Raw genomic sequence first — 24,043 nt, 5'->3', positions numbered from 1 at the left:
CTCACCGTGCTACCACCGGACGAAGTATTCCTCAATATCTGAGGATAGTTGTACTGGTAGAAGGTATGTATCCCACAGGCTCTCCGCATACATCGCTGCTGCTAAAGCTGGTAATCGTTTTAATTTTATGCCTGCTGATGGGATATGGAACGGTGGGACAGATACGGAGGAGGATAAAAAATGATTGACCTTAAAACGATACTGCGCTGCTTATACTTGATGAGCCGATGAACGGCCTTGATAAGCAGGGCGTTTTGGAGATTCGCGAGGTGCTCAAGGAATTAAACAGGGAAGGAGCTACCATTATATTGTCATCCCATTATGCGGAGGATATAGAGGCGCTGTGCGATACCGTTTGTGAAATGGATGGAGGTATTTTGACACGTATTAGTTAACGGGTATTATGTTGGTTACGAATAAAGTTTTAAAAATTTAATAAAAGTAAATAGCCTGAAAAACGGGGAAAGTATTGCAGAAGCTGCTACAAAATTTATGTGCGCTCTTTGCTGCTTATTTCATATATATGCGGCATATATTTGTAGGGGATAATATTAGAAAAACTTATTTATTTTTTAAATTAGCTTCTCGCCCCCAGCATGATCCTGTCTTCGTCGAATTTCCTCTGGGCAGCCTGTTCAAACATACCCACCAATTCATTCACGGTGAGCGATGTTTTATCCGAACCCTTTATATCCAGTATAATCTGCCCTTTGTCCATCATTATAAGTCGATTACCCATTTTAATGGCATGCTCCATGTTATGTGTGATCATGAGTGTGGTTATACCTTTCTGGAGGACGACTTTTTCGGTCAGGTTGTTTATCAGGCGGGCAGTGGACGGATCCAGTGCAGCAGTATGCTCATCCAAAAGAAGCAGCTTGGGCTTGACCATGGTGGCAATAATTAAGGTCAGGGCCTGCCGCTGCCCTCCTGAAAGCAATTTTACCTTATAATTCAAACGGTTTTCTAAACCCAAGCCGGTTTCGGCCAATTTCTGCCTGAATTCTTCCCTGAGTTTATTGTTAAGGCCCCATTTGAGCGTGCGGCGCGCATTTCGACAGTAGGCAATGGCCAGATTCTCCTCTATCGTCATGGATGGAGCAGTACCCTTCATGGGGTCTTGGAAAACTCTACCGATAAACCTGGCTCTTTCATGTTCGGGTACCCTGGTGATATCCCTGCCATCTAGCAATATGGTTCCCCTGTCAACTGGGTATACGCCTGCTATGACGTTCAAAAGGGTGGATTTTCCTGCGCCGTTGCTGCCGATTATAGAAATAAAATCGCCTTCATCAACTTTGAGGTTAATATCGCGCAGCACTACATTCTCGTTAACAGTACCTGCGTTGAAGATTTTCGTTACCCCTTTAAGCTCTAGCATGATAACCTCCTTCCCATTAAAACCCGTACAAAGCAAAACATCACGGTTCCAGCTTCAATTGGAGACAGTGGATGAGGTGCTTCGGAGCAAATTCCTGATCTTTGGCGTGCTGAGGGCTATTATCACCAGTACTGTGGTGAGCAGCTTTAAATCGGTGGCTGCGAAGCCTAGCCTCAATGCAATACCAATGCTCAATCTGTAGATAAAAGATCCCATCAAGGTCGCAAAAGTCGCCATACAAATGGTTCTTTCCCCTAGCATCATCTCACCTATGATTACCGAAGCCAAACCGGCAACAATGGTGCCTATACCCATACCTATATCGGCAAACCCCTGATATTGTGCTACAAGTGCACCTGACAGTGCTATCAACCCATTTGATAGGGATAAGCCGAGTATTTTCATGGTATCGGTGTTTATTCCGTTGGCTCGAGCCATTTCAGGGTTATCGCCCGTTGCCCTCAAGGCAAAACCGATTTGGGTTTTCAAAAAGCAATCCAGCAAAACCTTTATCAGAAATGCCGTAATTATAAACAACGCCAGAAATACCCATCTGTGTGGCACTCCCCATTCTTCGATATACGTAAATATGGTCCTGGAGTTCAGGAGCGTGACATTTGCCCGGCCCATGATGCGCAGGTTTATGGAATAAAGCGCTGTCATGGTCAGTATACCAGAAAGCAGTCCTGTTATCTTTCCCCGTGTGTTGAGGAAGCCTGTAATGCAGCCAGCAGCTATGCCAGCTGCTGTAGCCAAACACAGCGCTAAAAAGGGATTGCCGCCGTTAAAAATCATGATGGAAGCCACCGCTGCGCCAAGCGGAAAGCTCCCATCTACTGTTAAATCAGGGAAGTCAAGTACTTTAAACGTAATATAGACTCCCAGCGCCATTATGCCAAAAACCAGCCCCTGTTCCAGGGATGTAACCATCAGACCAAACAATCAAACCACCTCATCATCATTTTATAACCTCGTCGGCATTATCCAGTATATCTTTCGGTATGGTCAGACCAATGGTCTCAGCTGCTTTTTGGTTAATTATTAGAGTGACAACTTTAGCACCTTCTATCGGTATATCCTGAGGTTTTTTGCCCTTTATAATCTCTACGGCTATTCGGCCGGTTTGTTTGCCCAACTCTTTATAATCTATACCTTTGGTCGCTATAGCTCCTGCCTCTACCTGGCCTCGTTCAGAGCCTATGACCGGTATTTTGTGATCATTTGCAACCTTTATAACCGCTCCTATGGAGGAGACTATGGTGTTGTCAGTGGGAACGTAAATGGCATCCACCCTTCCCATCAGCGATTGAGTAGCCTGGCTGACTTCGTTGCTGTTGCTTACTGTGGCTTCTATTATAGTTAATCCGTACTCTGCAGCAGCCTGCTTTGCTATATCCACCTGAACCTTTGAATTTATCTCACCGGCATTATATAATATACCGACCTTTTTGGCATTTGGTACGAGGTCCTTGATCAATTTAATCTGTTCGGCTACGGGATTCATATCGGTTGTTCCGGTTACATTGCCACCGGGTTTTTCAAGGCTTTCAGCCAAGCCCGCTGACACTGGATCAGTCACTGCCGTAATCAATATGGGTATATCCTTGGTTACGTTAGCCGCCGCTTGAGCTGCCGACGTAGCTATGGCAAGTATCATATCCACTTTTTCATCAACGAATTTACGGGCTATGGTCTGCGCATTGGTTATATCATTCTGCGCATTCTGAAAATCGATCTTGATGTTCTTGCCATCTTCATAACCGGCTTCCTTGAGTGCTTCAATAAAGCCTTCACGGGCACTATCCAGAGCCGGATGCTCTACTAACTGTGATATGCCTATTTTAATTACCTTGTTTGAAGATGCTGTTTGGCTGCATGCAATAAAAGTAGTTGATAAGAGTGCTGTTGATAAAATAAGGATAAATACTTTTTTTAACATAAAAAAATTCCCCCTTTTTTTATTGACGGAGGGAAATAGACAGCTTATGCTTTTCCCTACCGTACTACCATACTACTTGCTAATTATAATAGCATATCAATATTGCAAAATCAAGAAAGCGATCCAGCGTTTTTATTTGTTTGTATAGTAACGTTTTGTATAACGCAAGCATAAAATAACAACACAGCATGAGAATTTATTTGAGGAGAGATGAACAATGCTTCCAAATAAGGATTTCGTTCGTCAATCGCTGGATATACATCTTTTTTTTGCGAGGATCATGAAGGAACACTCATTTTTTCTTCAAGTAGGATTTACGCCCAGAGATACTGATTTTATCCATGAAGCAGATGGATTTAGGAGGGCTTTTGATAAGCTTTTAGGGGAAACCATCTCACTTTCCAATGGCGTTGTCAGTCCCGAGGTGCTCAAATCGGGAGAAGTAATAACGCAATATACGCTTGAAGCTGAAATGGCTTCTTCATATTTAACAGGGGTTCGGATACCAACTGAATTAACTGAAGCGGAAGCAGGATTGTCAGGCGGGGGTTTTACAGGAGCCAATCCGATACTTGAACAGAGAGTGTTTATGCTTAATCAAAGGGCAATGAATTTAGTTGCTGCACTAATACAGTTTAAAACTGCTATTTTATCCAATGTTTTATCCTGTAAAATGTTTACGGTTAACTATCCTTTGCTGATTGAGCATATTTTAAGGGAAGCAAAACTTTATTTACGAATGATTCAGAGAATTCAAAACGGAGAGAGCATCAATATCGAGAGGGAAGCCCTTGAGCAGGAGCTATTCTGGAACAGAATTATGGCTGAGCATGCAAAATTTATCCGGGGGCTGCTTGATCCCACGGAAGAGGAATTATTCAAGAAGGCCAATGATTTTGGGAATGAATTTGATCAATTGACGAAAGAAGCCAAGGCTGCAATGGAAAAGACGATACCGCCGGCAAAGGTTACGGAGGAAAGCCTCAGAGCAACGCAGGCAATTCGGGATTTCAAAGCGCAGGGGACCCGGGGATTGCTTGAATGCAAGATCAGGTCCATAATTATACCGTTACTGGCCGATCATACGCTGCGCGAAGCAAATCACTATTTGCGGCTTTTAAAAACATTTCAAAGACAAAAATATATCAAAAATGAATAGCCAACTAGAAGATGTTTCTTCTGGTTGGCTATTTTGATAATTTGTCATACACGAGAACAGCACTATTAATGACAAAAAAATTATTATTTCCATATTACCAGCTTATGTTATATAATATCTTATGTTGCATAATATTATTGGTTTTTAGGTTGAAAAAATGCATTAAATGGCTAAAGGGAAGGGAATGATATTACCTTGAAAAAAGGAGCTAAAATAACAGCACGGGACATAAAAACACTAATAATACTTGTGGTATTCATTATTTTGGTTATATTTAAGATATCCGGCGAAAATAATTTTAAATCATCTGGAGATGTTCCAGGTAAAAAAGACATAACGTCGTTTGAAAAAGACGGTATAATAAATGATGGTTTAACAGTACATTTTATCGATGTAGGGCAGGCCGACAGCATTTTGATTACGATGAAGGATGCCGCGATGCTGATAGACGCCGGAAACAACGCAGACAGCCAGCTGGTTGTTGATTACATAAAGGACAGAGGAATAACAACGCTGGACTATGTTGTTGCAACCCATCCCCATGAAGACCACATCGGCGGGATGGATGCCGTTATAAACGCCTTTGAGGTGAAAAGCATAATAATGCCCAGGGTGGAGAGCACCACAAAAACCTTTGAGGATGTGCTGGAGGCCATTTCAAACAAGGGGCTGAAGGTTACTCCTCCAGTACCCGGCACCAAATATCCACTTGGAGAAGCCGAATTTACCATACTTGCCCCTAACAGCGAAGCTTATGAAGACACCAATGATTATTCGGTGGTTATAAAGTTGCAGTACGGCGCCACATCATTCTTGTTTACAGGGGATGCAGGCTTTGAATCAGAAGAGGAAATGCTTGAGAAGGGGTATGACTTAAGGGCAGATTTGCTAAAGGTTGCCCATCATGGAAGCAGGTATTCTACGTCAATGGAATTTTTGGAAGCCGTACAACCTAAAATAGCGGTGATATCAGTTGGAGAGGATAATGATTACGGGCATCCGGCACCTGAAACGCTACAGAGGCTCAGGCAGGCAGGTGCTGAAATATACAGGACCGATGAATCGGGCACCATAATCGCAACCAGCGATGGAAAGGCAATTGAAATGCTCAATCCATAAGGAGGGCTCTTGGCAATGAAGAAAGTTATAATTGACAGATTTGAAGGCGATTTTGCGGTTTGTGAAGACGAAGACAGGAAAATCATTAATATAGAAAAATCGAGGCTGCCCAAGGATGCAAAGGAAGGGACTGTACTCATAATCATGGGAGATAAAGAAGATGACATTAAAGTAGATTACGCTGAAACCGAAGCAAGAAAAAGCAGAATAAAGAGGATGATGGATTCACTATTCAATTGATTTCTCGTGAGCCGGGTTGCCTTTTTTGATTAAAGATAAAAACAACAGCATCAAAGGGATGACTATCTGGAACGGTATGGAATAGTAGAGCCATATATTTTCAGCCCAATCAAACATTTCGAATATATTTTCATACACCCATATAGAAAGCACAACGCAAAACGTGGCCACCGCTGTGGTGAATTTCCTGTAGTCGTTGGCTCCAATGAGCTGATCCAAACCGTTTACAGCAGCGTACATGCAAATCACAACCTTTATACTTCCACCTATTATCAGGTTTACATTAAAAAGCGGCTCTAGGTTTATACCTGGAATGAGCACAGAAGTCAGGTGAGGTACAAAGGTCGCTTGATATATAAGGTGGCTTCCAAGTACAGTTATATCCCTGAAAAAAATAAAGAGAAACAGCCCAGTGGCCGATAATGCCGATAAAGTCGAAACTTTTTTCAGATTCTCTCTCTTGTTTAAATGTGGAAATATCATCAGAAATACGATGGTCTCCCCAAATGGAAAGGTAAGCAAGTTTAAACTTGCTTTTATTACAGGGCTTATCCCGTTTTCTAACACAGGAAGAAATGCGGTAAAATCGTGGACGGTTAGAATCCCCAAGCTGATAATAACGGCTATAACTGGCACAAACGGCACCAAGATTTCGCTTGCCCTTCCTATGACCTCTACGCCGCTGTTTACAGCGTACATAACTACAAGGACAAAAATACCGACAATGACTTCCAGGGGTGTTTTGGGATATGTGGTTGTTACTATGAACGAACCAAAGTTTCTAAGCGCCAGGGAAGCCAGGTGTATAAAGTACCATATATAGAGTACGGCGATTATATTCCCTATAACCCTTCCAAATCGATGTCTCAAGATTTCCACTAGTGTCTTCGAGGGATTTAATAACGCGATTGAGGCATATACTGCGAGCAGCAGTGTACCACCTGCTCCACTTATAAGTATGGCCAGCCACCCATCGTTTTTTGCGCCCGTTGCTGGATTTAAAATCAGCGTGCTTCCAAATAGAAAACCTGTTATAAGCAGAAATAATTGTAAGCTGGATATTCTGGCTTTCTCCATCACTTTATCACTCCCGTCATTTTTAACATCCGCTCTATCCATTGTGAAGGGCTGATAGGCCTTTTCCCTATCGCCAAAAGCAATCCTATGGCAAGGCTTGATGCCATAATGATAATATTAACAATAAACACTTTTGCTGGTTCTTTTTTTCTTATAAATCGCCGAAAGTCATACAATCCCAGAATAGTAAAAATTATTAATATTATTAGGATGTTGCTATTCATCTTTCATCATTGGACTTTTTATGAGTCCCGCACGCATTATTTTTGCCTCCACCTTGATGTCAGCTGGCAGTTTGCTGAAGACATCGTTCCACTCGTCCATTACCTTTTTCCAGTAATGTGGATAATATTTATGCACCACTGTGCCAAATCCAAATATGTCACTGGAATAATCCTTTTGTGCTTTATTCAGCGCCATAACGATTTCCTTTTTAACCTCTTGGCTTAAAATTTTTTCTAATTTGTATATATCGTCAGGAGAATTAAGCGGTTTTTTCCCTGTGTATTCCCCTATGATTCCTTCAAGGCGAACTTGAACAGACAGTCTAGCTGGTTCACCATTTTTGAATTCTACGTCTATTTTTCCGCTCGAATTTGATACCTCTATGGACATCTTGCCATTGGTTACCGGAATATTGATAACAGTGCTTTTTACTTTATCTGTTGCAAACAAATATCCCCTTGTTTGGTATTGGTCCAGCCATCCAACCAGTTTCCCATCCTTGAAGACGGCTGTGCCTTCTGTTTTAACTGTTTTTTCGTTCTCCTTTGTTATTTGACCAATGGTAACCTGCCTGCATTTGTTCTCTATGTCCTTAAACAAATTTATTAACATTGTTCGTTTTACCTTTGCCCTTATGGCCGTGTTTTCTATTGTCCCCTTTATGTACATTGCTGGAATAGCCTCCATGTCAGGCTGTACTTTCAAAATTTGTTCAGGAGTTACATCCTTTGCCACCAGTACATCTGTTAGATACTCTGATTGATAATCCCTGTGGAGAAAGTCCAGTGCTTCATTGATACCGTCTTTGCAAAACCTCTCTCCGAGAATCAAAACCTGGGTTGTGCTTAAAAACAGCCTTTTATCTACTATCGACTTCATGCTTATTAAGGCATCGTAAATAGTTTCACCTTTATATGACTCAACAAATACCGGCTTGGGCTGCGCTGATCCTCCTCTTGCTTGGCCTGAAGATGTCGATTGTAAAGCGGCCGGTTCTATCACCTGCACGGTTACAATGATCTTTCCGTCTTCGGCTTTGTCTATTCCCAGAGCAGTTACTATGTTGATGTCTGCTAAATCCACGTTGTCCCAGCATCCGGTCAGCAGGACGGGCAGCATGAGTACAATCGCCAGTTTTTTAACCCTCACCTATTTTGTTCACCTCCCGACGCTTTATACCTACAGTACCTCTTGTATCCTCCTGAAACAGTATCTTTGGCCGGGTTATCATTGCCCATATTGGCACCATAATAATCGAATCCTTAAGATCGGTAGCTGTAAGCGGAGAAAAGGGCGCCATATATGGGATGCCGAAGGAGCGCAGCCTGCATAGGTGTATGATAACAGTTACTCCCACTAAAGATATTCCCAGGAAACCTAAAAAATTGGCGGCTATTAAAAAAACGAAGCGCAACAGCATGGTGGCTCTAATGAGCGGTGGAACAACGAAGCTGCATATGGCGGTTATGGCAATAATGATCACCATAAGGTTGCTGGCAATCCCTGCATTAACCGATGCCTCGCCCAGCACGATAGCCCCTACTATGCTGAGCGCTTGCCCTATCGTCCTGGGCATGCGCACTCCGGCCTCGCGCAGGAGCTCGAAAGCCGCTAACATTAATAAGGCCTCTACAAAAGGCGAAAAAGGAATTCCCTGCCGTGAAGCAGCCAGCGTAATTATAAGTTTAAAGGGTATTACTGTGTGATGGAAGCTGACCAGTGCTACGTACATCGCTGGCAGTAAATTGGATATAAGCAGTGCAAGGAACCGCAGCACTCTCATGAATGACGCAAAAAAAGCATGGTCGTAGTAATCATCTGACGTCTGGATAGATTCTATAAAAAGATGAGGTACTGTAATGACATAGGGAGTGCCATCGCACAGTATTGCCACCCTGCCTTCAAGCAGCTTTGCTACCAGCTTGTCGCATTTTTCGCTGTTTCCCACAATGGGGAAAAGGGTTAGCCGGTTGTCGGTTATGTACTGTTCTATATACCCCGTATCGAGGATGGCGTCACCTCTAATCTTTTTAACCCTCTTTCGTACTTCCTTGACGATTTCTTCATTTGCAATTCCCTTGATGTAGCATATGCAGATATCGGTTTTGGTCTGAATGCCTAGCTGCATCATCTCGAATTTCAGGTTGGGGGTTTTAATCCTTTTGCGAATGAGGACCATATTTGTAGCAAGATTTTCAACAAAACCTTCCCTTGGGCCCCTTATGGAAACCTCCGTGTCGGGTTCCTCAACCTGCCTGCCCTGTGGGGCTTTAACCCCCACAACCAGCGCACTTTTGCTTCCATCCACAAAAAGCACCGCATCACCCGATACGATTTTGTATACCACCTGCTGCATGCTTTGAACTTCTTCAACTTCATTATTGCTTATAACGCGTTCTTTTATAAGTTGATATACACGCTTTGCTTTGTCCTGCGCCTCTACACTCGAGAAATAGTCGAGTATGGGACGAACCACATCCTGATTTAATATACTCCTGTCCACAAGTCCTTCAATATATGAGACCAGTATTCGAATACAGCCATCCTCTCCGCATACTATCTCCCTTTGAATATAATCGCTGCATTCCGAAAAAATCTCATTAAGCCTCTCTTTCACTCTTTCGATATTCCGCGGCAGAGGCTCATCTATGCCCGTATATATTGTATCGATGTTGTCTTGCTGATTTCCCAGCCTCAAACGCTTCTTTATTTTTCTAAACATATCCACATCACCCTTCTTGTAGTATAACCTGCCCATTGGGAATGCATGCGTAAGTTTCAAGGAGCAAAAAGCTAAGGACAAAAGGCATGTCTTTGGATAGATTCAGGATGGTTATGGATCGGCCTTTCATGTTCATAATACGGGATAATTTGACGGGCGTTATACTGTTTGTGGGAGCTATAGTTGATTCGTAGTTGATCCTGGTATATAAGCATCATTAATTCTGCGACCATTAGCCCTGGTGAACATCAAAATATTTGTCGACCGTTAACCTAAAGATTATTTCAGGGTTAATGGTTTTTATATTGTTTTTTGCCAAAATATACTGTATTATTTAGTATAGAAACTACGCTTGAGGAGGTATAATGAATATGTATTACATAGGAATTGATCTGGGAGGAACCAATATAGCTGTAGGGCTTGTCGATGAAGAAGGAAAAATCATCCATAAGGATAGCGTTCCCACTTTAAATGAAAGGGAATATCCTGAAATCATAAAAGATATGGCCATGCTTTCGCTGAAAGTGATTGAGGACTCTGGCGTTTCTTTGAAAGAAGTAAAATCTATAGGGATAGGAAGTCCGGGAACGCCCAACAGTGAAGAAGGTATTCTCGTTTATGCAAACAATCTTAAATTCAGAAATGTTCCTATGCGGGCTGAAATGCAGAAATACGTAGACCTTCCTGTCTATCTTGACAATGACGCCAATGTGGCTGCTCTTGCTGAAAGCGTGGCGGGGGCCTGCAAGGGAGCAAAGCATTCGGTTACAATTACACTGGGTACGGGTGTAGGCACTGGAGTTGTGATAGATGGCAAGGTTTACAGCGGTTTTAACAATGCTGCTGCCGAAATGGGGCACATGGTGATTGTGGTAGACGGCGAGCAGTGCACATGCGGAAGAAAGGGATGCTGGGAGGCTTATGCTTCTGCCACTGCTTTGATACGTCAAACAAAAAAAGCAGCCGTTGCCAATCCCGATTCTTTAATAAATAAGCTTGTTGATGGGGATCTGTCAAAGATAAATGCTAAAGTTCCTTTTGACGCCGCAAGACAGGGAGACAGGGTTGGGCTGCAGATTGTTGAAGAATATATGAAATACCTTGCCGAGGGTCTGGCAAACGTAATAAACATATTCCAGCCAGAAATTATAGCCATAGGCGGCGGAATCTCGAAAGAAGGAGAATATCTGTTGGCGCCGCTCAGAAAGTTAGTGAGCGAAAGGATCTATACTGTTGAGGGGGTGCCTCAGACCAGGATAGTTGCTGCACAGCTGGGCAACGATGCAGGCATAGTGGGTGCAGCAATGCTAGGAAAAATGTTTTGAAGTTGTACAGCGGTTAGAATTTAGATGCGAAATGCTGACTGTTTTGTAAAAACTCGGAGGAGAATATTTTATTAGAGTAAAATGTTCCCCTCTGTTTTTTATTTTTTATAGGAATAGACACGGCTCGATGTTTGATGGTATTATTATAACTGGTATTACAATTTGATGTCCAACAACTAGCGCATAACTGCCTTTTAGCTAATATAGGTAAGAATATTGATTGATAATGTTTTGTGTAAGTGGGGGGAAGCTTAAGAGTGGTACATGCTTTTGAGATGAATGGACTTTACATAGCAGTAGATGTCAATAGTGGAAGTGTACACAGCCTTGATAGGATAACATACGAAATCTTAAAGGCTTTTCCGGATAATTTTTCGGCAGACAGGGCCATTCAGAAGTTTGGGGATAAATTCGGTGTGGACAGCGTTAAAGAGGCTTGCCGGGAAATTGAGCAGCTAACGGAACAGGGAATGCTATACAGCCCTGAATTAGATGAAGCCGTTCTCCTCCGACAGCTTGAAAATAATAGCGGCTTAAAGGCGCTGTGCCTTCACGTGGCTCACGACTGCAATCTAAGCTGTGAGTATTGCTTTGCCTCTAAAGGGAGTTACTGCTCCGAGAGAAGGCTGATGCCTGAAGAAGTGGCATTTAAGGCCATGGAATACCTTGCCCAAAATTCTGGAAACAGAAAAAATATAGAGGTAGATTTTTTTGGTGGGGAACCGCTGATCAACTTTGAAGTGATAAAAAAGGCTGTTGATTACGGTAAAGAGCTGGAGAAGCGGTACAACAAGAAGTTCTATTTTACCATAACTACCAATGGCACTCTGCTCGACAGGGAAAAGATTGGCTATATCAACGAAAACATGGACAACGTGGTTATAAGCCTGGACGGAAGGAAGAGCATCCACGATGCCATGAGATACCACAGAAATGGGGAGGGGAGCTATGACGAGATTGTGGATGCCGCCAGGAAATTGGTAAGCAGCAGAGGCGGTAAGAGCTATTACATCCGCGGGACGTTTACAAATAGAAACCTGGACTTCGCCGAAGATGTTTTCCATATAGCAGGATTGGGCTTTGAAGAGATATCGATTGAACCCGTGGTGGGTAGAGGTCAGCCATTTCACATCACGGATGAGCATATACCTGTAATCCTTGACGAGTATGAAAGGTTGGCCAAAAGAATACTGGACTATATAAAGGCCGGGAACAAGCTCAGGTTTTACCATTTTAACATAAACCTTTATGGCGGGCCCTGCGTTCAAAGGAGGGTTGTAGCCTGCGGTGCAGGCTTTGAATACCTGGCGGTATCGCCTGAAGGGCATTTCTATCCCTGCCATCAATTTGTTGGACAGCCGCAGTTTATAATGGGAGATGTATTCAGGGGTATAGATGACCCCGGGGGATTGTCCGACCAGTTTAAAAGGTGCAATATTCTGACAAAGGGAAAGTGCAAGGATTGCTGGGCCAAATATTTTTGTTCTGGCGGGTGTCATGCCAACGCGTATTTTACAAACGGAAGCATTGACATCCCAAACGAGCTGGCGTGTGCTATGCAGCGCAAGAGGATAGAATGTGCACTTATGATGGAGGTGGCGCTTTCCCTTGAAAGCGCTTGATAATTAGGGTTTGACTGCGCTCTTTGTGTGCCATTTTAACGATTAGGTATAGTGACAAAAGCCTGTAAAAAGTGGGGTGTGAAGCTTGAAAATCGTCTTAGCGCCCGATTCGTTTAAAGGGACTTTTTCTTCCCTGGAAGTCATTGAGCATCTGGAAGAGGTGGCAAGGCGGCACTTTTCGCCTTTGGAGGTGGTAAAGGTGCCCATTGCCGATGGCGGCGAGGGAACGGTGGACGCGCTTGTTACAGCCGCTAAAGGTGAGTACAGGACAGTTGAGGTAATGGGCCCGCTGCCAGGGATGCGCGTTAAAGCCAAATACGGCATAATTTATGGCAAAACGGCAGTAATCGAAATGGCACAGGCATCTGGGCTGCCCCTTATCCCGGCTGGAAAAAGGGATCCATTGAATGCTACTACCTATGGTACGGGTGAAATCATAAAGGAGGCGCTCGATGAAGGTATCCGGGACTTCATCATAGGGATTGGCGGTAGTGCCACCAACGACGGTGGAATTGGTGCCGCTCAAGCGCTGGGAGTTAAATTCCTGGACAGGTCGGGCAAAGAAGTGGGATTTGGGGGCAAGCAGCTGCAGTTTATCGATAGGATTATCTTGGATGATATAGATCCACGGATTAAAGAGAGTACCATTACCGTTATATGCGATGTGAGCAATCCCCTTACAGGGCCTGACGGGGCTACAGCCGTGTATGGTCCGCAAAAAGGGGTAACTGAAGAGACCTTTGGTATTTTGGAGTCCGGGATGAAAAACTATGAACGGCTCATCAAGGAAACAACCGGTATGGATATGAGCATGGTTCCCGGCTCGGGCGCGGCAGGGGGGCTTGGGGCTGCATTGGTGGCCTTTTTTGGAGCCGTGTTAAAGCCGGGGATTGACACTGTCCTTGATTATGTAAGATTTGATGAGCTGATCGAGGGAGCTGACCTTGTGATAACTGGCGAGGGCAGGATTGATGGGCAGTCGGTGTACGGCAAGGTGCCCGTAGGGATAGCCAGGCGCTGCAAGCCAAAGGGGGTCAAGGTGGTTGCCGTAGTAGGAGGTATGGGGCCAGGGGCACAGAGGGTGTATGAATGCGGGATATCTGGCATTATGCCCACCGTGAACGCTCCCATGTCGCTAGACGAGGCTATAGCCAGAGCTGAAGAGCTTTTGAAGGATGCCGCTGATCGAATGTTCAGGTTTATAAAACTGGGAATGGAGCTTAAACAGTGTGAGTCTGGCAAATTGGTAAAAATTTAAGCTGTTGAAAAAAGATTTTCAATATGGTAATATCTTATCATGAAAAACATAATTTTGCCAAAAAAGTTAGGGAGGGTTAATAATGGGCTGCAAAGATAAGGTTAGAGTGGGAATTATAGGATGCGGGGGGATAGCCAACGGCAAGCACATGCCGGGGTTGGCTAAGCTGGATTGCGTGGAGATGGTGGCATTTTGCGATATCATAGAGGAAAGGGCTGAAAAGGCAGCCGCACAATACGGGTCAAAAGATGCCAAGGTGTACACCGACTACAGAAAACTTTTGGAAGACAAATCCATTGATGTGGTACACGTCTGCACTCCAAATAAGTCTCACGGCTACATAACTGTTGATGCCCTTGAAGCAGGCAAACACGTAATGTGCGAAAAGCCAATGGCTAAGACTGCGGCCGATGCCCGAAAGATGGTTGAGACTGCCAGACGTACAGGCAAAAAGCTGACCATTGGTTACCAAAATCGTTTCAGGCCAGATTCGGAATACCTGTATACCCTGTGCAGGAACGGGGAGTTGGGCGAGATATATTTTGCAAAAGCTCATGCCGTGAGGCGCCGCGCAGTTCCCACCTGGGGCGTGTTCTTGGATGAAGAGGAACAGGGTGGAGGGCCGCTTATCGATATAGGTACCCATGCTCTGGATTTGACCCTCTGGATGATGAACAATTATAAAGTGAAGAGCGTTATGGGCACTGTGTATCACAAGCTTTCTCAGCGTGAAAATGCTGCCAATGCGTGGGGGCCATGGGATCCCAAGAAGTTTACCGTGGAGGATTCTGCCTTTGGCTTCATAGTCATGCAAAACGGGGCAACCATCATCTTAGAAGCCAGCTGGGCATTGAACACCTTGATGGTGGGCGAAGCCAAGACCACCCTGTGCGGAACCGAAGCAGGAGCCGATATGTGGGATGGCCTGCGTATAAACGGTGAAAAATACGGCAAGCTATACATAACGAAACCAGGGCTTGATGCTTCTGGAGTAGATTTCTACGATGCCAGTAAAGCTGAGTCGCCTGGCGACAAGGAAGCTAGGATGTGGATCGAGTGCATAATAAACGATACTGAGCCGGTGGTCAAACCAGAAGAAGCGCTGGTTGTAACCGAGATCCTTGAGGCGATATACCAGTCTGCTAGGACAGGAAAGGCTATATATTTTGACGAATAAACTCGCAAATCGCTAGGTATGTGGCTTTCTATGTGGCGAGTGAGGGGGGAGAGCTAAATGTCTCCCCCTTGATTATAGCGTTAAGAGACCCGGCTCCAGAGGTGAGGTTAAATGCGGTCATCTTTTTAGGTAAAATTAGGAAGTTCAAATACTATTGAACGCCCGAGATATGTTGCTAAAAATGACGCTGATGCGAGAGTTAAAGAGGAAGCTGCTCGTATTTGGGGAATTATTCCCAAAAATGATTCATAAGACTGGACTCTGCTCATCCGAAGAGAGCAATCCATTCAGTTTTTACAAAATAAACCAACTGAATAAAATCCTCCTATAAAGTAAAAGCTAAAATAGACAACCTTGATTTTATAGACTTTATGGGAGGGATATGCAAAATGGAAGGCCGAGTAGAGAAAAAGAATCAGCCTCTTTCCGGGGTCAAGTGCGTTGTAAACACCTGCCATTACTATATGGAAGGTGACTATTGCGGGGCCGCAAAAATCGAGATCCAACCGCGAAACGCTCGAACCACTCAGGAAACCGATTGTGCCACCTTTGTTCACAAGTAAGGGCCTATTGTGCAAAAACTTTAAAAGAGGGGTATGTCCTAATGGGCATACCCCTCTTGTTTTAAAAATTGGCTCTTCAACCCTTTCTTTTTTTTATAAATTGATTTATAATTTTAAAATATATTCTGTGTTACAACAACTATGAAAGCAAAATTCAAATACGAGCATGGATCACAAAAACTGCCAGCTGAGCAGCGAGTGAGTGGGATGTTATTTGAAAAAACAGTAAATGCTTTGGAGGGATAACGTGAAGAGATTAATGTTGGGGAATGAGGCGATTGCAAGGGGAGCCTATGAGGCGGGGGTAAGGGTGGCAACAGCATATCCCGGCACGCCCAGTACCGAAATCACCGAATTTGCAGCGAAATATGATGAAATCTATGCTGAGTGGTCGCCCAATGAAAAGGTTGCGCTGGAGGTAGCAATTGGCGCTTCATTTGCCGGGGCAAGGGCCATGGTGGCCATGAAACATGTGGGGCTCAACGTAGCGGCAGATCCTTTATTTACCGTTTCGTACACAGGGGTCAATGCCGGTCTGGTCATTATAGTGGCGGACGACCCAGGTATGCACAGCTCTCAAAATGAACAGGACAGCCGCTATTACGCTCGCGCATCCCAGGTACCTATGCTGGAGCCGGCTGACAGCCAGGAGGCTTTGGACTTTGTTAAACTTGCCTTTGAGCTTAGCGAGGAATACGATACCCCTGTGCTAATTAGGCTTACTACGCGCATCGCTCATTCACAGAGCATTGTGACCCTGGGCGAAAGGATGGATATAAAGCTCAAAGATTACAAAAAGCTACCCGATAAAAACGTTATGATGCCGGCCATGGCCAGAAAGCGCCATGTAGAAGTGGAAAGGCGTATGAAGGCTTTGGCCGACGCTGCCAACGATTTGTGGATAAACCGCATCGAAATGGGTGATACGTCAATTGGCATCATAGCGAGCGGCATAGTATATCAATACGCCAAGGAGGCACTGCCCAACGCTTCCTTTTTAAAGCTGGGCATGGTCAATCCCCTGCCGCGAAGGCTTATCGAGTCGTTTGCCAGTAAGGTGCGCAAGCTGTATGTCATAGAGGAGCTCGAACCGGTGCTGGAAGAGCAAATCAAGAGCTGGGGAATTCCTGTCATTGGGAAAGAGATATTCCCTGTGCAGGGCGAATTGAGCGCAAACATGATAGTGGAGAAAATCGCGGGCAGGGCGCCTGACGTAAGGCCAGCGCAGGACCTTCCGCCACGGCCACCTGTCATGTGTCCTGGTTGCCCTCATCGGGGTATATATTATGTCATGAAAAAGCTCAGGCTTCATGCCACCGGGGATATAGGATGCTATACTTTAGGGGCTCTGCCCCCGCTTGAGGCCATCGATACCTGCGTATGCATGGGAGCCAGCGTTGGGATGGCCCATGGAATGGAAAAAGCGCGAGGAAGGGATTTCTCGCGCAGGCTGGTGGCCGTCATCGGTGACTCCACCTTTATACATTCGGGGATCACAGGGCTTATAGATATAGTGTATAACCAGGGGACTTCCACCGTGGTCATACTGGACAACTACACCACGGGTATGACGGGGCATCAGGACCATCCAGGAACGGGGCGCACCATCAAGGGGGAGGCTGTCACGCCGCTCAACCTGGTAAACCTTATAAAAGCCATAGGTATAGAGCACGTCAGGGTAGTTGATCCTTTTGACCTTGAAGAGGTAGAGAAGGTTCTCAAGGAGGAAACGCAGAGGGAAGAGCCGTCTGTAGTTATTGCACAGCGTCCGTGCGCGCTGCTATCAAAGGAGATGAAGGCACCTCTGTCAATCGATAGGGATACCTGCCGGCTTTGTGGCGTTTGCCTGCGCTTGGGTTGTCCTGCCATCGAGAAAAAGTCCGACGGCATGCACATCAACCAGGCCCTGTGCAATGGCTGCGGGCTGTGCGTTAAGGTATGCAAATTCGGTGCAATAAGAAGGGCAGGTGAATAATATGGACACTAGGAGTATACTCATAGTAGGCGTAGGCGGACAGGGCACCCTGCTTGCCAGCAGGATATTGGGGAGCCTGTTTGTAGATTTGGGGTATGACGTCAAAATATCCGAGGTTCATGGAATGGCACAGAGAGGCGGCAGCGTAGTCACCCATGTAAGATACGGCACAAAGGTGTTTTCGCCGCTGGTTGAGCCAGGTACTGCCGATATACTGCTAGCGTTTGAGAAGATGGAGGCGCTGCGGTGGATTCATTTTTTGAAAGAGCAGGGAAGGGCTATAATAAACTCTCAGGAGATAGAGCCCATGTCGGTGATAATGGGAGCTTATGAGTATCCTAAAGATTTGGAAGACAGAATACGAAATGTTTGCCCCGGCGCTGTATTCTTTGATGCTCTGGCCGTTGCAAAGGAGCTGGGGAACATAAAAGTGGCTAATACTGTTCTCATCGGCGTGCTGGCTCGATTTTTGAACGTTGAACCTCCAATGTGGGAGAAGGCCATAAAGACGGCAGTACCTCCCAAGACAATTGAAGTCAATTTAAAGGCATTTCACAGGGGATATAATTCGGAGTTATCATAAGTCATCTTTGACGGCAAAAGCATTGTAAGGTTGATTAAAAAATAAAAAGAAGTTCAAGAAATAGGTCATGTATGAAATTAAGGAAGGTGTAGCAGAAATGTACTGGGATAAAGCACATGAATGTATGGAGCGGGAGCAGCTGAGGGAATTGCAGTCGCGCCGTTTGGTTGAAACGGTCCGTAGGGTATATCACAACGTGCCCTATTACCGTCAACGCATGCAAGAGATGGGATTGGTACCCGAGGACATAAACGGCGTCGAAGACCTGCATAAGCTTCCTTTCACCACCAAACAGGACCTTCGAGACAATTATCCTTACGGCACCTTTGCTGTTCCGCTAAGCGAAATCGTTAGGATACATGCCTCTTCCGGTACAACGGGTAAGCCTACTGTTGTGGGGTACACCCGAAAGGATATTATCACCTGGTCGGAGCTCATGGCCAGAACCCTAGTATGCGGAGGTACCACCAAGGATTCAGTGATTCAGATAGCCTATGGCTATGGCCTTTTTACAGGGGGCCTGGGGGTACACTACGGGGCCGAGCGAATCGGCGCTTCGGTCATCCCAATCTCGGGCGGCAACACAAAAAGGCAGATCATGATCATGAAGGATTTCGGCACTACTGTACTGGCGTGCACCCCGTCGTATGCACTGCACATCGCCGAGACCATGGAAGAAATGGGAATAAAAAGGGAAGAGCTCAAGCTCCAGTACGGGATCTTTGGTGCTGAGCCTTGGAGCGAGGGTATGCGCAGGGAAATAGAATCCAAGCTTCAGATATCTGCTATAGACATATACGGACTGAGCGAGGTTATAGGACCCGGGGTTGCCAGCGAATGTCAGTACAAGTGCGGGCTTCATATATTTGAGGACCACTTTATACCCGAGATAGTTGACCCTGAAACCGGAGAAGTGCTACCAGAAGGTGAGGAGGGTGAGCTGGTAATCACCACCATTACAAAAGAAGGCCTGCCCCTGATACGGTACCGCACCAGAGATATATCGGCTTTGAATTATGAACCCTGCAAATGTGGGCGTACCCATGTTCGAATGAAAAAGGTGTTGGGCAGGACCGACGACATGATCATAGTGCGGGGAGTAAATGTATTTCCTTCGCAGATTGAGAGCATACTTATGGAGATCGGACAGACAGAGCCGCACTATTTGCTGGTGGTCGACAGGATAAACAATCTGGATGTGCTGGAGATATGGGTGGAAGTATCCAACAAGTTATTCTCCGATGAGGTGCGCAAGCTGGAGGAACTCAACCGCAGAATAACCAACGAGATACAGAGCGCACTTGGCTTGTCAGTCAAAGTCAAGCTGGTCGAGCCTAAGACGATTGAGCGTTCAGAAAGCAAAGCCAGGCGCGTAATTGACCGGCGAAAGCTTTGAGAAGGGAGGAAAAGCCTATGACTCAGATCTCGGTATTTTTAGAGAATAAAAAGGGTAAGCTGGCCGAAGTCACAAAGGTGTTGGCCGAACATAACATTGACATGTGTGCTATATCGATAGCTGACACAACCAATTTTGGCATATTGCGAATCATAGTTGATAACTCTGAGAAGGCGCTGAGGGTATTGCGTGAAGCTGAGTATACTGTGAATACCACAGAGGTATTGGCAGTTGAAGTCCCCGATAAACCTGGAGGTCTGCACCAGGTACTTGACATATTGAGCAAAGGGGATATAAGTGTAGAGTACCTGTATTCTTTTGTGCGGCGGCCTGCCGAACGAGCCCTCATATTATTTAAAGTAGATGACCTCAAAGCAGCCAAAGAAATGTTAAAAAAGGAAAACGTCAGCGTGCTGACGGCGGATGATGTAAATGGCTTGGGAACAAAATGATCAGGATTCAGGTGATTTGAAATGCGGCCCAGTAAAGTAATAATTGACCTTGCCAAGCTGGATAGGAATATAAAAAGCATAAAGCGCATATTAAAGCCCGCTACTCAGCTGATGGCGGTTGTAAAGGCGGATGCTTACGGGCATGGTGCTATCGGTGTGGCACATCAGGCTTTGGTATCCGGAGCTTCATGGCTGGGAGTTGCCATACCAGAGGAGGGGGCAGAGCTCAGGGAGGCCGGCATTACCGCACCCATACTGGTGCTTGGAGGCATAGATGAGACTCAGGTGAAGACGGTAGTTGAATACGATTTAACCCAGTGCGTGTTTTCACTAGAGGTGGCAAGGCTGTTGAATCAGGAAGCCCGGCGGCTGAATAAGCGGATAGGCGTTCACCTCAAGGTCGATACCGGCATGGGACGTATTGGGCTGGTTGATATTGAAAGCATAAGGAAGTTCTGTGCCGAGATAAAGGCATGCAGCCATTTGAGATTGGAAGGGATATTTACCCATTTTGCTGCAGCTGACGAGGAAGACAAGTCCTTTACTAATCAACAGATGAGGCGGTTTTTAAACATCCTCGATATCCTTCGCGGCGACGGCATAGATTTCAAGTGGGTTCATGCCGCCAACAGCGCTGCCATTATCGATTGCCCTGATACCCATTTTAACCTGGTACGGGCAGGAATTGCCATGTATGGGTACTATCCTTCTGCAGCCGTCAAGCGTTCAGTTGTACACCTTGAACCAATACTCCAGTGGGAAACGAAGGTGGTGCACGTAAAGGATATAGATAAAGGCGATAGCGTCAGCTACGGTAGAACTTTTATCGCCGAGGGGCCCATGCGTATCGCAACCCTTCCGGTGGGCTATGCGGACGGATACAGCCGCCTGCTCAGCAATAGGGGATGGGTTTTGATAAACGGCCAGAGGGCTCCCATCGTTGGCCTGGTGTGCATGGACCAGGTCATGGTGGATGTAACCCATATCCCAGGGGTAAAACCTGGTGATACTGCGGTGCTCATTGGAACCCAGGGAGGGGAGACCATCTCAGCCGAAGACATCGCACGGCTGTGTGGCACCATTTCGTATGAAATTTTGACGGGTATAGGGCGCAGAATACCCAGAATCTACATCTGATGAAGGCATGGGAGGAGCTGATATACGTTGATAGACAAGGCAAAGGCTGTGACAAAGGAAGACATAAGGCGGATGATGGCCAGGCGCAGAAAGGAGATGGGCCAGCAGGAAATCGATGAGAAAAGCGTGCGGATAGCTGAGTTTTTACTCTCTTTGGACTTTATTAAAAATAGTCAAACCATCATGGCCTACGTAAACATGCCGGGAGAAGTAAGAACTGAGAAAATAATTGAAGATTTGCTGAAAGCCGGTAAGACTGTGGTGGTGCCGGTTTGTATCACTCAAACGGTTGACCTGTTGGCGTCGCAAATCAAAGGGCTGGACGAGCTTGTAGCCGGACATTACGGAATACTCGAGCCCAAAAAGGAGTATATAAGGCCTGTTGACCCCAGCATTTTAGAAGTGATAATAGTGCCCGGCCTTGCATTTGATATACACGGCAATCGGATAGGCCACGGTAAAGGGTACTACGACCGCTTTTTGATGAAGGTCCCGCCTTTTGCAAAAAAGGTTGGACTAGCCTTCGATTTTCAAGTTATGCCCAGCGTACCCGTTTGTCATTTTGATGTCCCGATGGACTTGATTATAACCGAAAGCGGTATTAAAAAGGTAATGTGAGTTTTAAGCGCAATACAGCAGGGATGATGCAAAAAAAGGCATGGAGCTAAAAGCCCCATGCCTTTGATTTTTATGAGCTTAATCATTATTTTTGTTGTCAGTTTAAAGAGGAATTTTAATTATTTTGTCGAATAAATATCTGTCGAATAAATGGTTGTATAAAATTTCTCATATGTGAGGGAGTCGATTTGGTTAAGAATATTAGTCCCCAACAGCTGGATGAAATAGTAAAAAAGGCTATTGAAGCTCTTGAAAACGGGAAAAAGCAGATATTTGAAATTTCAGAGAGTGCCAGGCAGGAATGGAAAGAGTTGGAGGCCAAGCTTGAAGAGCTGCAAGTTAAAGTAAAAGAAGCGGTAGAAGAGGTAGAAAGGCTGTCTCTCTTAGAAAAGAAAAGCCGATACAGGCTTATGATAGTGAGTAAAAACTTTAAGCTCTACAACGAAGATGACATCAAAATGGCCTACGATACCGCCAGAGAACTGCAAATCAAGCTGACCCTTAAAAAAGAAAATGAACAGCACTTGATAGCCCAGAGGACCGAACTTGAGATGAGGATTAGGCGTGCAAGGGAAATCGTAGAAAGAGCCGAATATCTGGTCACTCATGTGGCTGTGGCCATGAACTACCTTATCGATGCACTGACTAATATAAGTAGTACCCTATATGAATTACAAAAAAAAGAGATGATGGGTATAAGGATAATCACTGCCCAGGAACAGGAACGCCAGAGGTTGGCCAGAGACATCCACGACGGTCCCGCTCAATCGTTATCAAATATCGTGCTCAAGTGCGAGCTCTGCGAAAAACTACTGTACAGGGATGTAGAGAAGGCCAGGCAACAAATAGGCGAGCTAAAACAGCTGGTAAAACTAAGCCTCCAGGAGATACGGAGAATCATATTCGACCTGCGTCCCATGTCTCTAGACGATTTAGGCCTAGTGCCCACACTCCAGCGTTACGTGTCAAAGTTCATCGAAGAGACTGGCATAGATGTAGCGTTGGAAGTCTATGACCTGGATGAAAACGCTCTGGATAAAGTGGTTGAGGTGGCCGTATTCAGAATCGTGCAGGAAGCGCTAAACAACATAAAAAAGCATTCAAAGGCAACAAAGGCCTATATCAAGATGTACATAAAAGATGGTTTTTTAATTGCCAGGATTGCCGACAATGGCGTAGGCTTTGATAAAGAAAAAGTTGAAGAGCAGAAAAGGACCAATATCTATGAAGGAGGGTTCGGCATATATGGCATGAAGCAGCGTGCCGAGCTGCTTAAAGGCAAATTGACTGTTCAATCTCAGGAAGGAAGGGGTACCACGGTTTTATTGCAAATACCTATTAATACTACGGAAAAGGAGGGTTAATTAAATTTATGGAGAAGGAAAAGATAAAGGTGCTTATTGCTGATGACCACTCGCTTTTCAGGAAAGGCCTTGAGCAGTTGCTTGAATTAGAAGAGGATATAGAAGTAGTAGGTGAGGCTTCCAACGGTAAAGAGGTGGTGGAAAAAACCTTGCAGCTCAATCCCGATGTGATTTTGATGGACATAAACATGCCGGTACAAAATGGCATATACGCTATCAAAGAGCTTAAAGAGAGGGGATGCCAGGCCAAGGTAATAGTGCTCACGGTGCATGACGATCGGGAATACCTCCTGGAAGCGGTAAGAATAGGTGCGTCAGGGTATATCATGAAGGATGCTGACGTTGATCATCTTTTGAAGGCCATCAGGGACGTTTACAGAGGTGAAACTTACATACAGCCCAACCTCTCCGGCAAGCTTATAAAGGATTTTGACAAGATGAGCTATCATTCGGTAAGAAAGCAGTTTGAACAGCACAACTTAACTCCGCGGGAGATTGAGGTCTTGCTGCTTATAGCCGACGGCAAGAACAACAAGGAAATTGCCAATGAGCTGTACATAAGTGAGAAGACGGTTAAAAACCATGTGTCAAACATATTTAAAAAGCCGGATGTAAGCGATCGTACACAGGCTGCCATCTATGTGTTCAAAAATCATTTAAAATAAGATTTACGGCCTCTCCCCTCCTCTTCAAAATTGCCTAGAAATGATG

At 45.2% G+C, this 24,043-nt stretch carries 23 protein-coding genes and 2 pseudogenes; 19 read left to right on the top strand and 6 right to left on the bottom strand.

The features are described 5' to 3' along the window. Both BM241_RS12335 and BM241_RS00905 read left to right on the top strand, forming a co-directional pair. Positions 1–188, top strand: a pseudogene (locus BM241_RS12335) (hypothetical protein); the annotation flags it as partial. A gap of 18 nt (positions 189–206) precedes the next feature. Continuing rightward, positions 207–395: pseudogene (locus BM241_RS00905) on the top strand (multidrug ABC transporter ATP-binding protein); the annotation flags it as partial. Positions 396–577: 182 nt separating this feature from the next. Here BM241_RS00905 and BM241_RS00900 read toward each other — a convergent pair. The 3 genes from BM241_RS00900 to BM241_RS00890 are packed head-to-tail and all read right to left on the bottom strand — an operon-like array spanning position 578 to position 3,320. Next, positions 578–1,381, bottom strand: coding sequence for an ABC transporter ATP-binding protein (locus tag BM241_RS00900; protein WP_025746728.1), 804 nt, complete (start codon positions 1,379–1,381; stop codon positions 578–580). 54 nt (positions 1,382–1,435) lie between these two features. Further along, on the bottom strand, positions 1,436–2,323 hold the full coding sequence (locus BM241_RS00895) for an ABC transporter permease (RefSeq protein ID WP_207648940.1): 888 nt from the start codon (positions 2,321–2,323) through the stop codon (positions 1,436–1,438). 16 nt (positions 2,324–2,339) lie between these two features. Further along, entirely contained in the window at positions 2,340–3,320 is a 981-nt protein-coding gene (locus BM241_RS00890; RefSeq protein WP_025746726.1) for an ABC transporter substrate-binding protein, read from the bottom strand. A gap of 217 nt (positions 3,321–3,537) precedes the next feature. On the opposite strand from BM241_RS00890, the gene BM241_RS00885 reads away from it, so the two are divergent. The 3 genes from BM241_RS00885 to BM241_RS00875 all read left to right on the top strand — a co-directional run bounded on the left by BM241_RS00885 (position 3,538) and on the right by BM241_RS00875 (position 5,838). Continuing rightward, complete coding sequence (locus BM241_RS00885) at positions 3,538–4,479, top strand: DUF2935 domain-containing protein (RefSeq protein WP_092281827.1); 942 nt, start codon at positions 3,538–3,540, stop codon at positions 4,477–4,479. A 195-nt stretch (positions 4,480–4,674) separates the two neighbouring features. Further along, positions 4,675–5,598, top strand: coding sequence for a ComEC/Rec2 family competence protein (locus tag BM241_RS00880; RefSeq protein ID WP_025746725.1), 924 nt, complete (start codon positions 4,675–4,677; stop codon positions 5,596–5,598). A gap of 15 nt (positions 5,599–5,613) precedes the next feature. Further along, entirely contained in the window at positions 5,614–5,838 is a 225-nt protein-coding gene (locus tag BM241_RS00875) for a DUF3006 domain-containing protein (protein WP_025746724.1), read from the top strand. On the opposite strand, the gene BM241_RS00870 is transcribed toward BM241_RS00875, so the two are convergent. The 3 genes from BM241_RS00870 to BM241_RS00860 all read right to left on the bottom strand — a co-directional run bounded on the left by BM241_RS00870 (position 5,827) and on the right by BM241_RS00860 (position 9,862). Then, positions 5,827–6,915 (bottom strand): GerAB/ArcD/ProY family transporter, encoded by a 1,089-nt coding sequence (locus BM241_RS00870; protein WP_025746723.1) that lies wholly within the window; start codon positions 6,913–6,915, stop codon positions 5,827–5,829. The two genes, BM241_RS00875 and BM241_RS00870, sit on opposite strands and share 12 nt — an antisense overlap. 216 nt (positions 6,916–7,131) lie before the next feature. Beyond that, positions 7,132–8,289 carry a Ger(x)C family spore germination protein gene (locus BM241_RS00865; RefSeq protein WP_092281826.1) on the bottom strand — a complete coding sequence of 386 codons (1,158 nt, stop codon included), beginning with the start codon at positions 8,287–8,289 and terminating at the stop codon, positions 7,132–7,134. Beyond that, a complete protein-coding gene (locus BM241_RS00860; RefSeq protein ID WP_092281825.1) occupies positions 8,279–9,862 on the bottom strand; it encodes a spore germination protein in 1,584 nt (527 codons plus the stop codon). The genes BM241_RS00865 and BM241_RS00860 overlap by 11 nt, the downstream gene beginning before the upstream one ends. 92 nt (positions 9,863–9,954) lie before the next feature. Here BM241_RS00860 and BM241_RS12165 point away from each other — a divergent pair, with 92 nt between their 5' ends. From BM241_RS12165 to BM241_RS00795, 14 genes are all read left to right on the top strand, one after another. Further along, positions 9,955–10,056, top strand: coding sequence for a serpin family protein (locus tag BM241_RS12165; protein ID WP_207648939.1), 102 nt, complete (start codon positions 9,955–9,957; stop codon positions 10,054–10,056). A 177-nt stretch (positions 10,057–10,233) separates the two neighbouring features. Continuing rightward, on the top strand, positions 10,234–11,187 hold the full coding sequence (locus BM241_RS00855) for an ROK family protein (protein WP_092281824.1): 954 nt from the start codon (positions 10,234–10,236) through the stop codon (positions 11,185–11,187). Positions 11,188–11,444: 257 nt separating this feature from the next. Next, positions 11,445–12,809, top strand: coding sequence for a thioether cross-link-forming SCIFF peptide maturase (gene scfB / locus BM241_RS00850; protein WP_092281823.1), 1,365 nt, complete (start codon positions 11,445–11,447; stop codon positions 12,807–12,809). Between the two features lie 85 nt (positions 12,810–12,894). After that, a complete protein-coding gene (locus tag BM241_RS00845) occupies positions 12,895–14,067 on the top strand; it encodes a glycerate kinase family protein (RefSeq protein WP_092281822.1) in 1,173 nt (390 codons plus the stop codon). 82 nt (positions 14,068–14,149) lie between these two features. After that, positions 14,150–15,244, top strand: coding sequence for a Gfo/Idh/MocA family protein (locus tag BM241_RS00840; RefSeq protein WP_092281821.1), 1,095 nt, complete (start codon positions 14,150–14,152; stop codon positions 15,242–15,244). A gap of 389 nt (positions 15,245–15,633) precedes the next feature. Next, positions 15,634–15,807 carry a DUF1540 domain-containing protein gene (locus BM241_RS00835; RefSeq protein WP_084054597.1) on the top strand — a complete coding sequence of 58 codons (174 nt, stop codon included), beginning with the start codon at positions 15,634–15,636 and terminating at the stop codon, positions 15,805–15,807. A gap of 247 nt (positions 15,808–16,054) precedes the next feature. Continuing rightward, the gene (iorA, locus tag BM241_RS00830; RefSeq protein WP_092281820.1) at positions 16,055–17,782 is read left to right on the top strand and encodes an indolepyruvate ferredoxin oxidoreductase subunit alpha; all 1,728 of its coding nucleotides are present in this window, start codon (positions 16,055–16,057) and stop codon (positions 17,780–17,782) included. Between the two features lies 1 nt (position 17,783). Further along, positions 17,784–18,365 (top strand): indolepyruvate oxidoreductase subunit beta, encoded by a 582-nt coding sequence (locus BM241_RS00825; RefSeq protein WP_092281819.1) that lies wholly within the window; start codon positions 17,784–17,786, stop codon positions 18,363–18,365. A 97-nt stretch (positions 18,366–18,462) separates the two neighbouring features. Further along, positions 18,463–19,761, top strand: coding sequence for a phenylacetate--CoA ligase family protein (locus tag BM241_RS00820; protein WP_025746713.1), 1,299 nt, complete (start codon positions 18,463–18,465; stop codon positions 19,759–19,761). 17 nt (positions 19,762–19,778) lie between these two features. Next, positions 19,779–20,213, top strand: a complete 435-nt coding sequence (locus BM241_RS00815) for an ACT domain-containing protein (RefSeq protein ID WP_092281818.1) — start codon at positions 19,779–19,781, stop codon at positions 20,211–20,213. A 21-nt stretch (positions 20,214–20,234) separates the two neighbouring features. Continuing rightward, entirely contained in the window at positions 20,235–21,350 is a 1,116-nt protein-coding gene (gene alr / locus BM241_RS00810; RefSeq protein ID WP_025746711.1) for an alanine racemase, read from the top strand. 27 nt (positions 21,351–21,377) lie between these two features. Continuing rightward, entirely contained in the window at positions 21,378–21,968 is a 591-nt protein-coding gene (locus BM241_RS00805) for a 5-formyltetrahydrofolate cyclo-ligase (protein WP_051456293.1), read from the top strand. Positions 21,969–22,156: 188 nt separating this feature from the next. Next, entirely contained in the window at positions 22,157–23,332 is a 1,176-nt protein-coding gene (locus tag BM241_RS00800; RefSeq protein WP_092281817.1) for a sensor histidine kinase, read from the top strand. A gap of 8 nt (positions 23,333–23,340) precedes the next feature. Further along, positions 23,341–23,997: a response regulator gene (locus tag BM241_RS00795; protein WP_092281816.1), complete on the top strand. Its 657-nt coding sequence runs from the start codon at positions 23,341–23,343 to the stop codon at positions 23,995–23,997. Positions 23,998–24,043 lie beyond the last annotated feature (46 nt).

Source organism: Caldicoprobacter faecalis, from assembly GCF_900115765.1.
Taxonomy (GTDB): domain Bacteria; phylum Bacillota; class Clostridia; order Caldicoprobacterales; family Caldicoprobacteraceae; genus Caldicoprobacter; species Caldicoprobacter oshimai.
This window is presented reverse-complemented; position numbering and strand designations above follow the sequence as displayed.

Coding starts and splice junctions, on each gene's coding strand:
- alr (WP_025746711.1), top strand. CDS start 20,235: ATGCGGCCCAGTAAAGTAATAATTGACCTTGCCAAGCTGGATAGGAAT.
- BM241_RS00870 (WP_025746723.1), bottom strand. CDS start 6,915: ATGGAGAAAGCCAGAATATCCAGCTTACAATTATTTCTGCTTATAACA.
- BM241_RS00855 (WP_092281824.1), top strand. CDS start 10,234: ATGTATTACATAGGAATTGATCTGGGAGGAACCAATATAGCTGTAGGG.
- BM241_RS00900 (WP_025746728.1), bottom strand. CDS start 1,381: ATGCTAGAGCTTAAAGGGGTAACGAAAATCTTCAACGCAGGTACTGTT.
- BM241_RS00795 (WP_092281816.1), top strand. CDS start 23,341: ATGGAGAAGGAAAAGATAAAGGTGCTTATTGCTGATGACCACTCGCTT.
- BM241_RS00820 (WP_025746713.1), top strand. CDS start 18,463: ATGTACTGGGATAAAGCACATGAATGTATGGAGCGGGAGCAGCTGAGG.
- BM241_RS00835 (WP_084054597.1), top strand. CDS start 15,634: ATGGAAGGCCGAGTAGAGAAAAAGAATCAGCCTCTTTCCGGGGTCAAG.
- BM241_RS00825 (WP_092281819.1), top strand. CDS start 17,784: ATGGACACTAGGAGTATACTCATAGTAGGCGTAGGCGGACAGGGCACC.
- BM241_RS00860 (WP_092281825.1), bottom strand. CDS start 9,862: ATGTTTAGAAAAATAAAGAAGCGTTTGAGGCTGGGAAATCAGCAAGAC.
- BM241_RS00875 (WP_025746724.1), top strand. CDS start 5,614: ATGAAGAAAGTTATAATTGACAGATTTGAAGGCGATTTTGCGGTTTGT.
- BM241_RS00890 (WP_025746726.1), bottom strand. CDS start 3,320: ATGTTAAAAAAAGTATTTATCCTTATTTTATCAACAGCACTCTTATCA.
- BM241_RS00885 (WP_092281827.1), top strand. CDS start 3,538: ATGCTTCCAAATAAGGATTTCGTTCGTCAATCGCTGGATATACATCTT.
- BM241_RS00840 (WP_092281821.1), top strand. CDS start 14,150: ATGGGCTGCAAAGATAAGGTTAGAGTGGGAATTATAGGATGCGGGGGG.
- BM241_RS00815 (WP_092281818.1), top strand. CDS start 19,779: ATGACTCAGATCTCGGTATTTTTAGAGAATAAAAAGGGTAAGCTGGCC.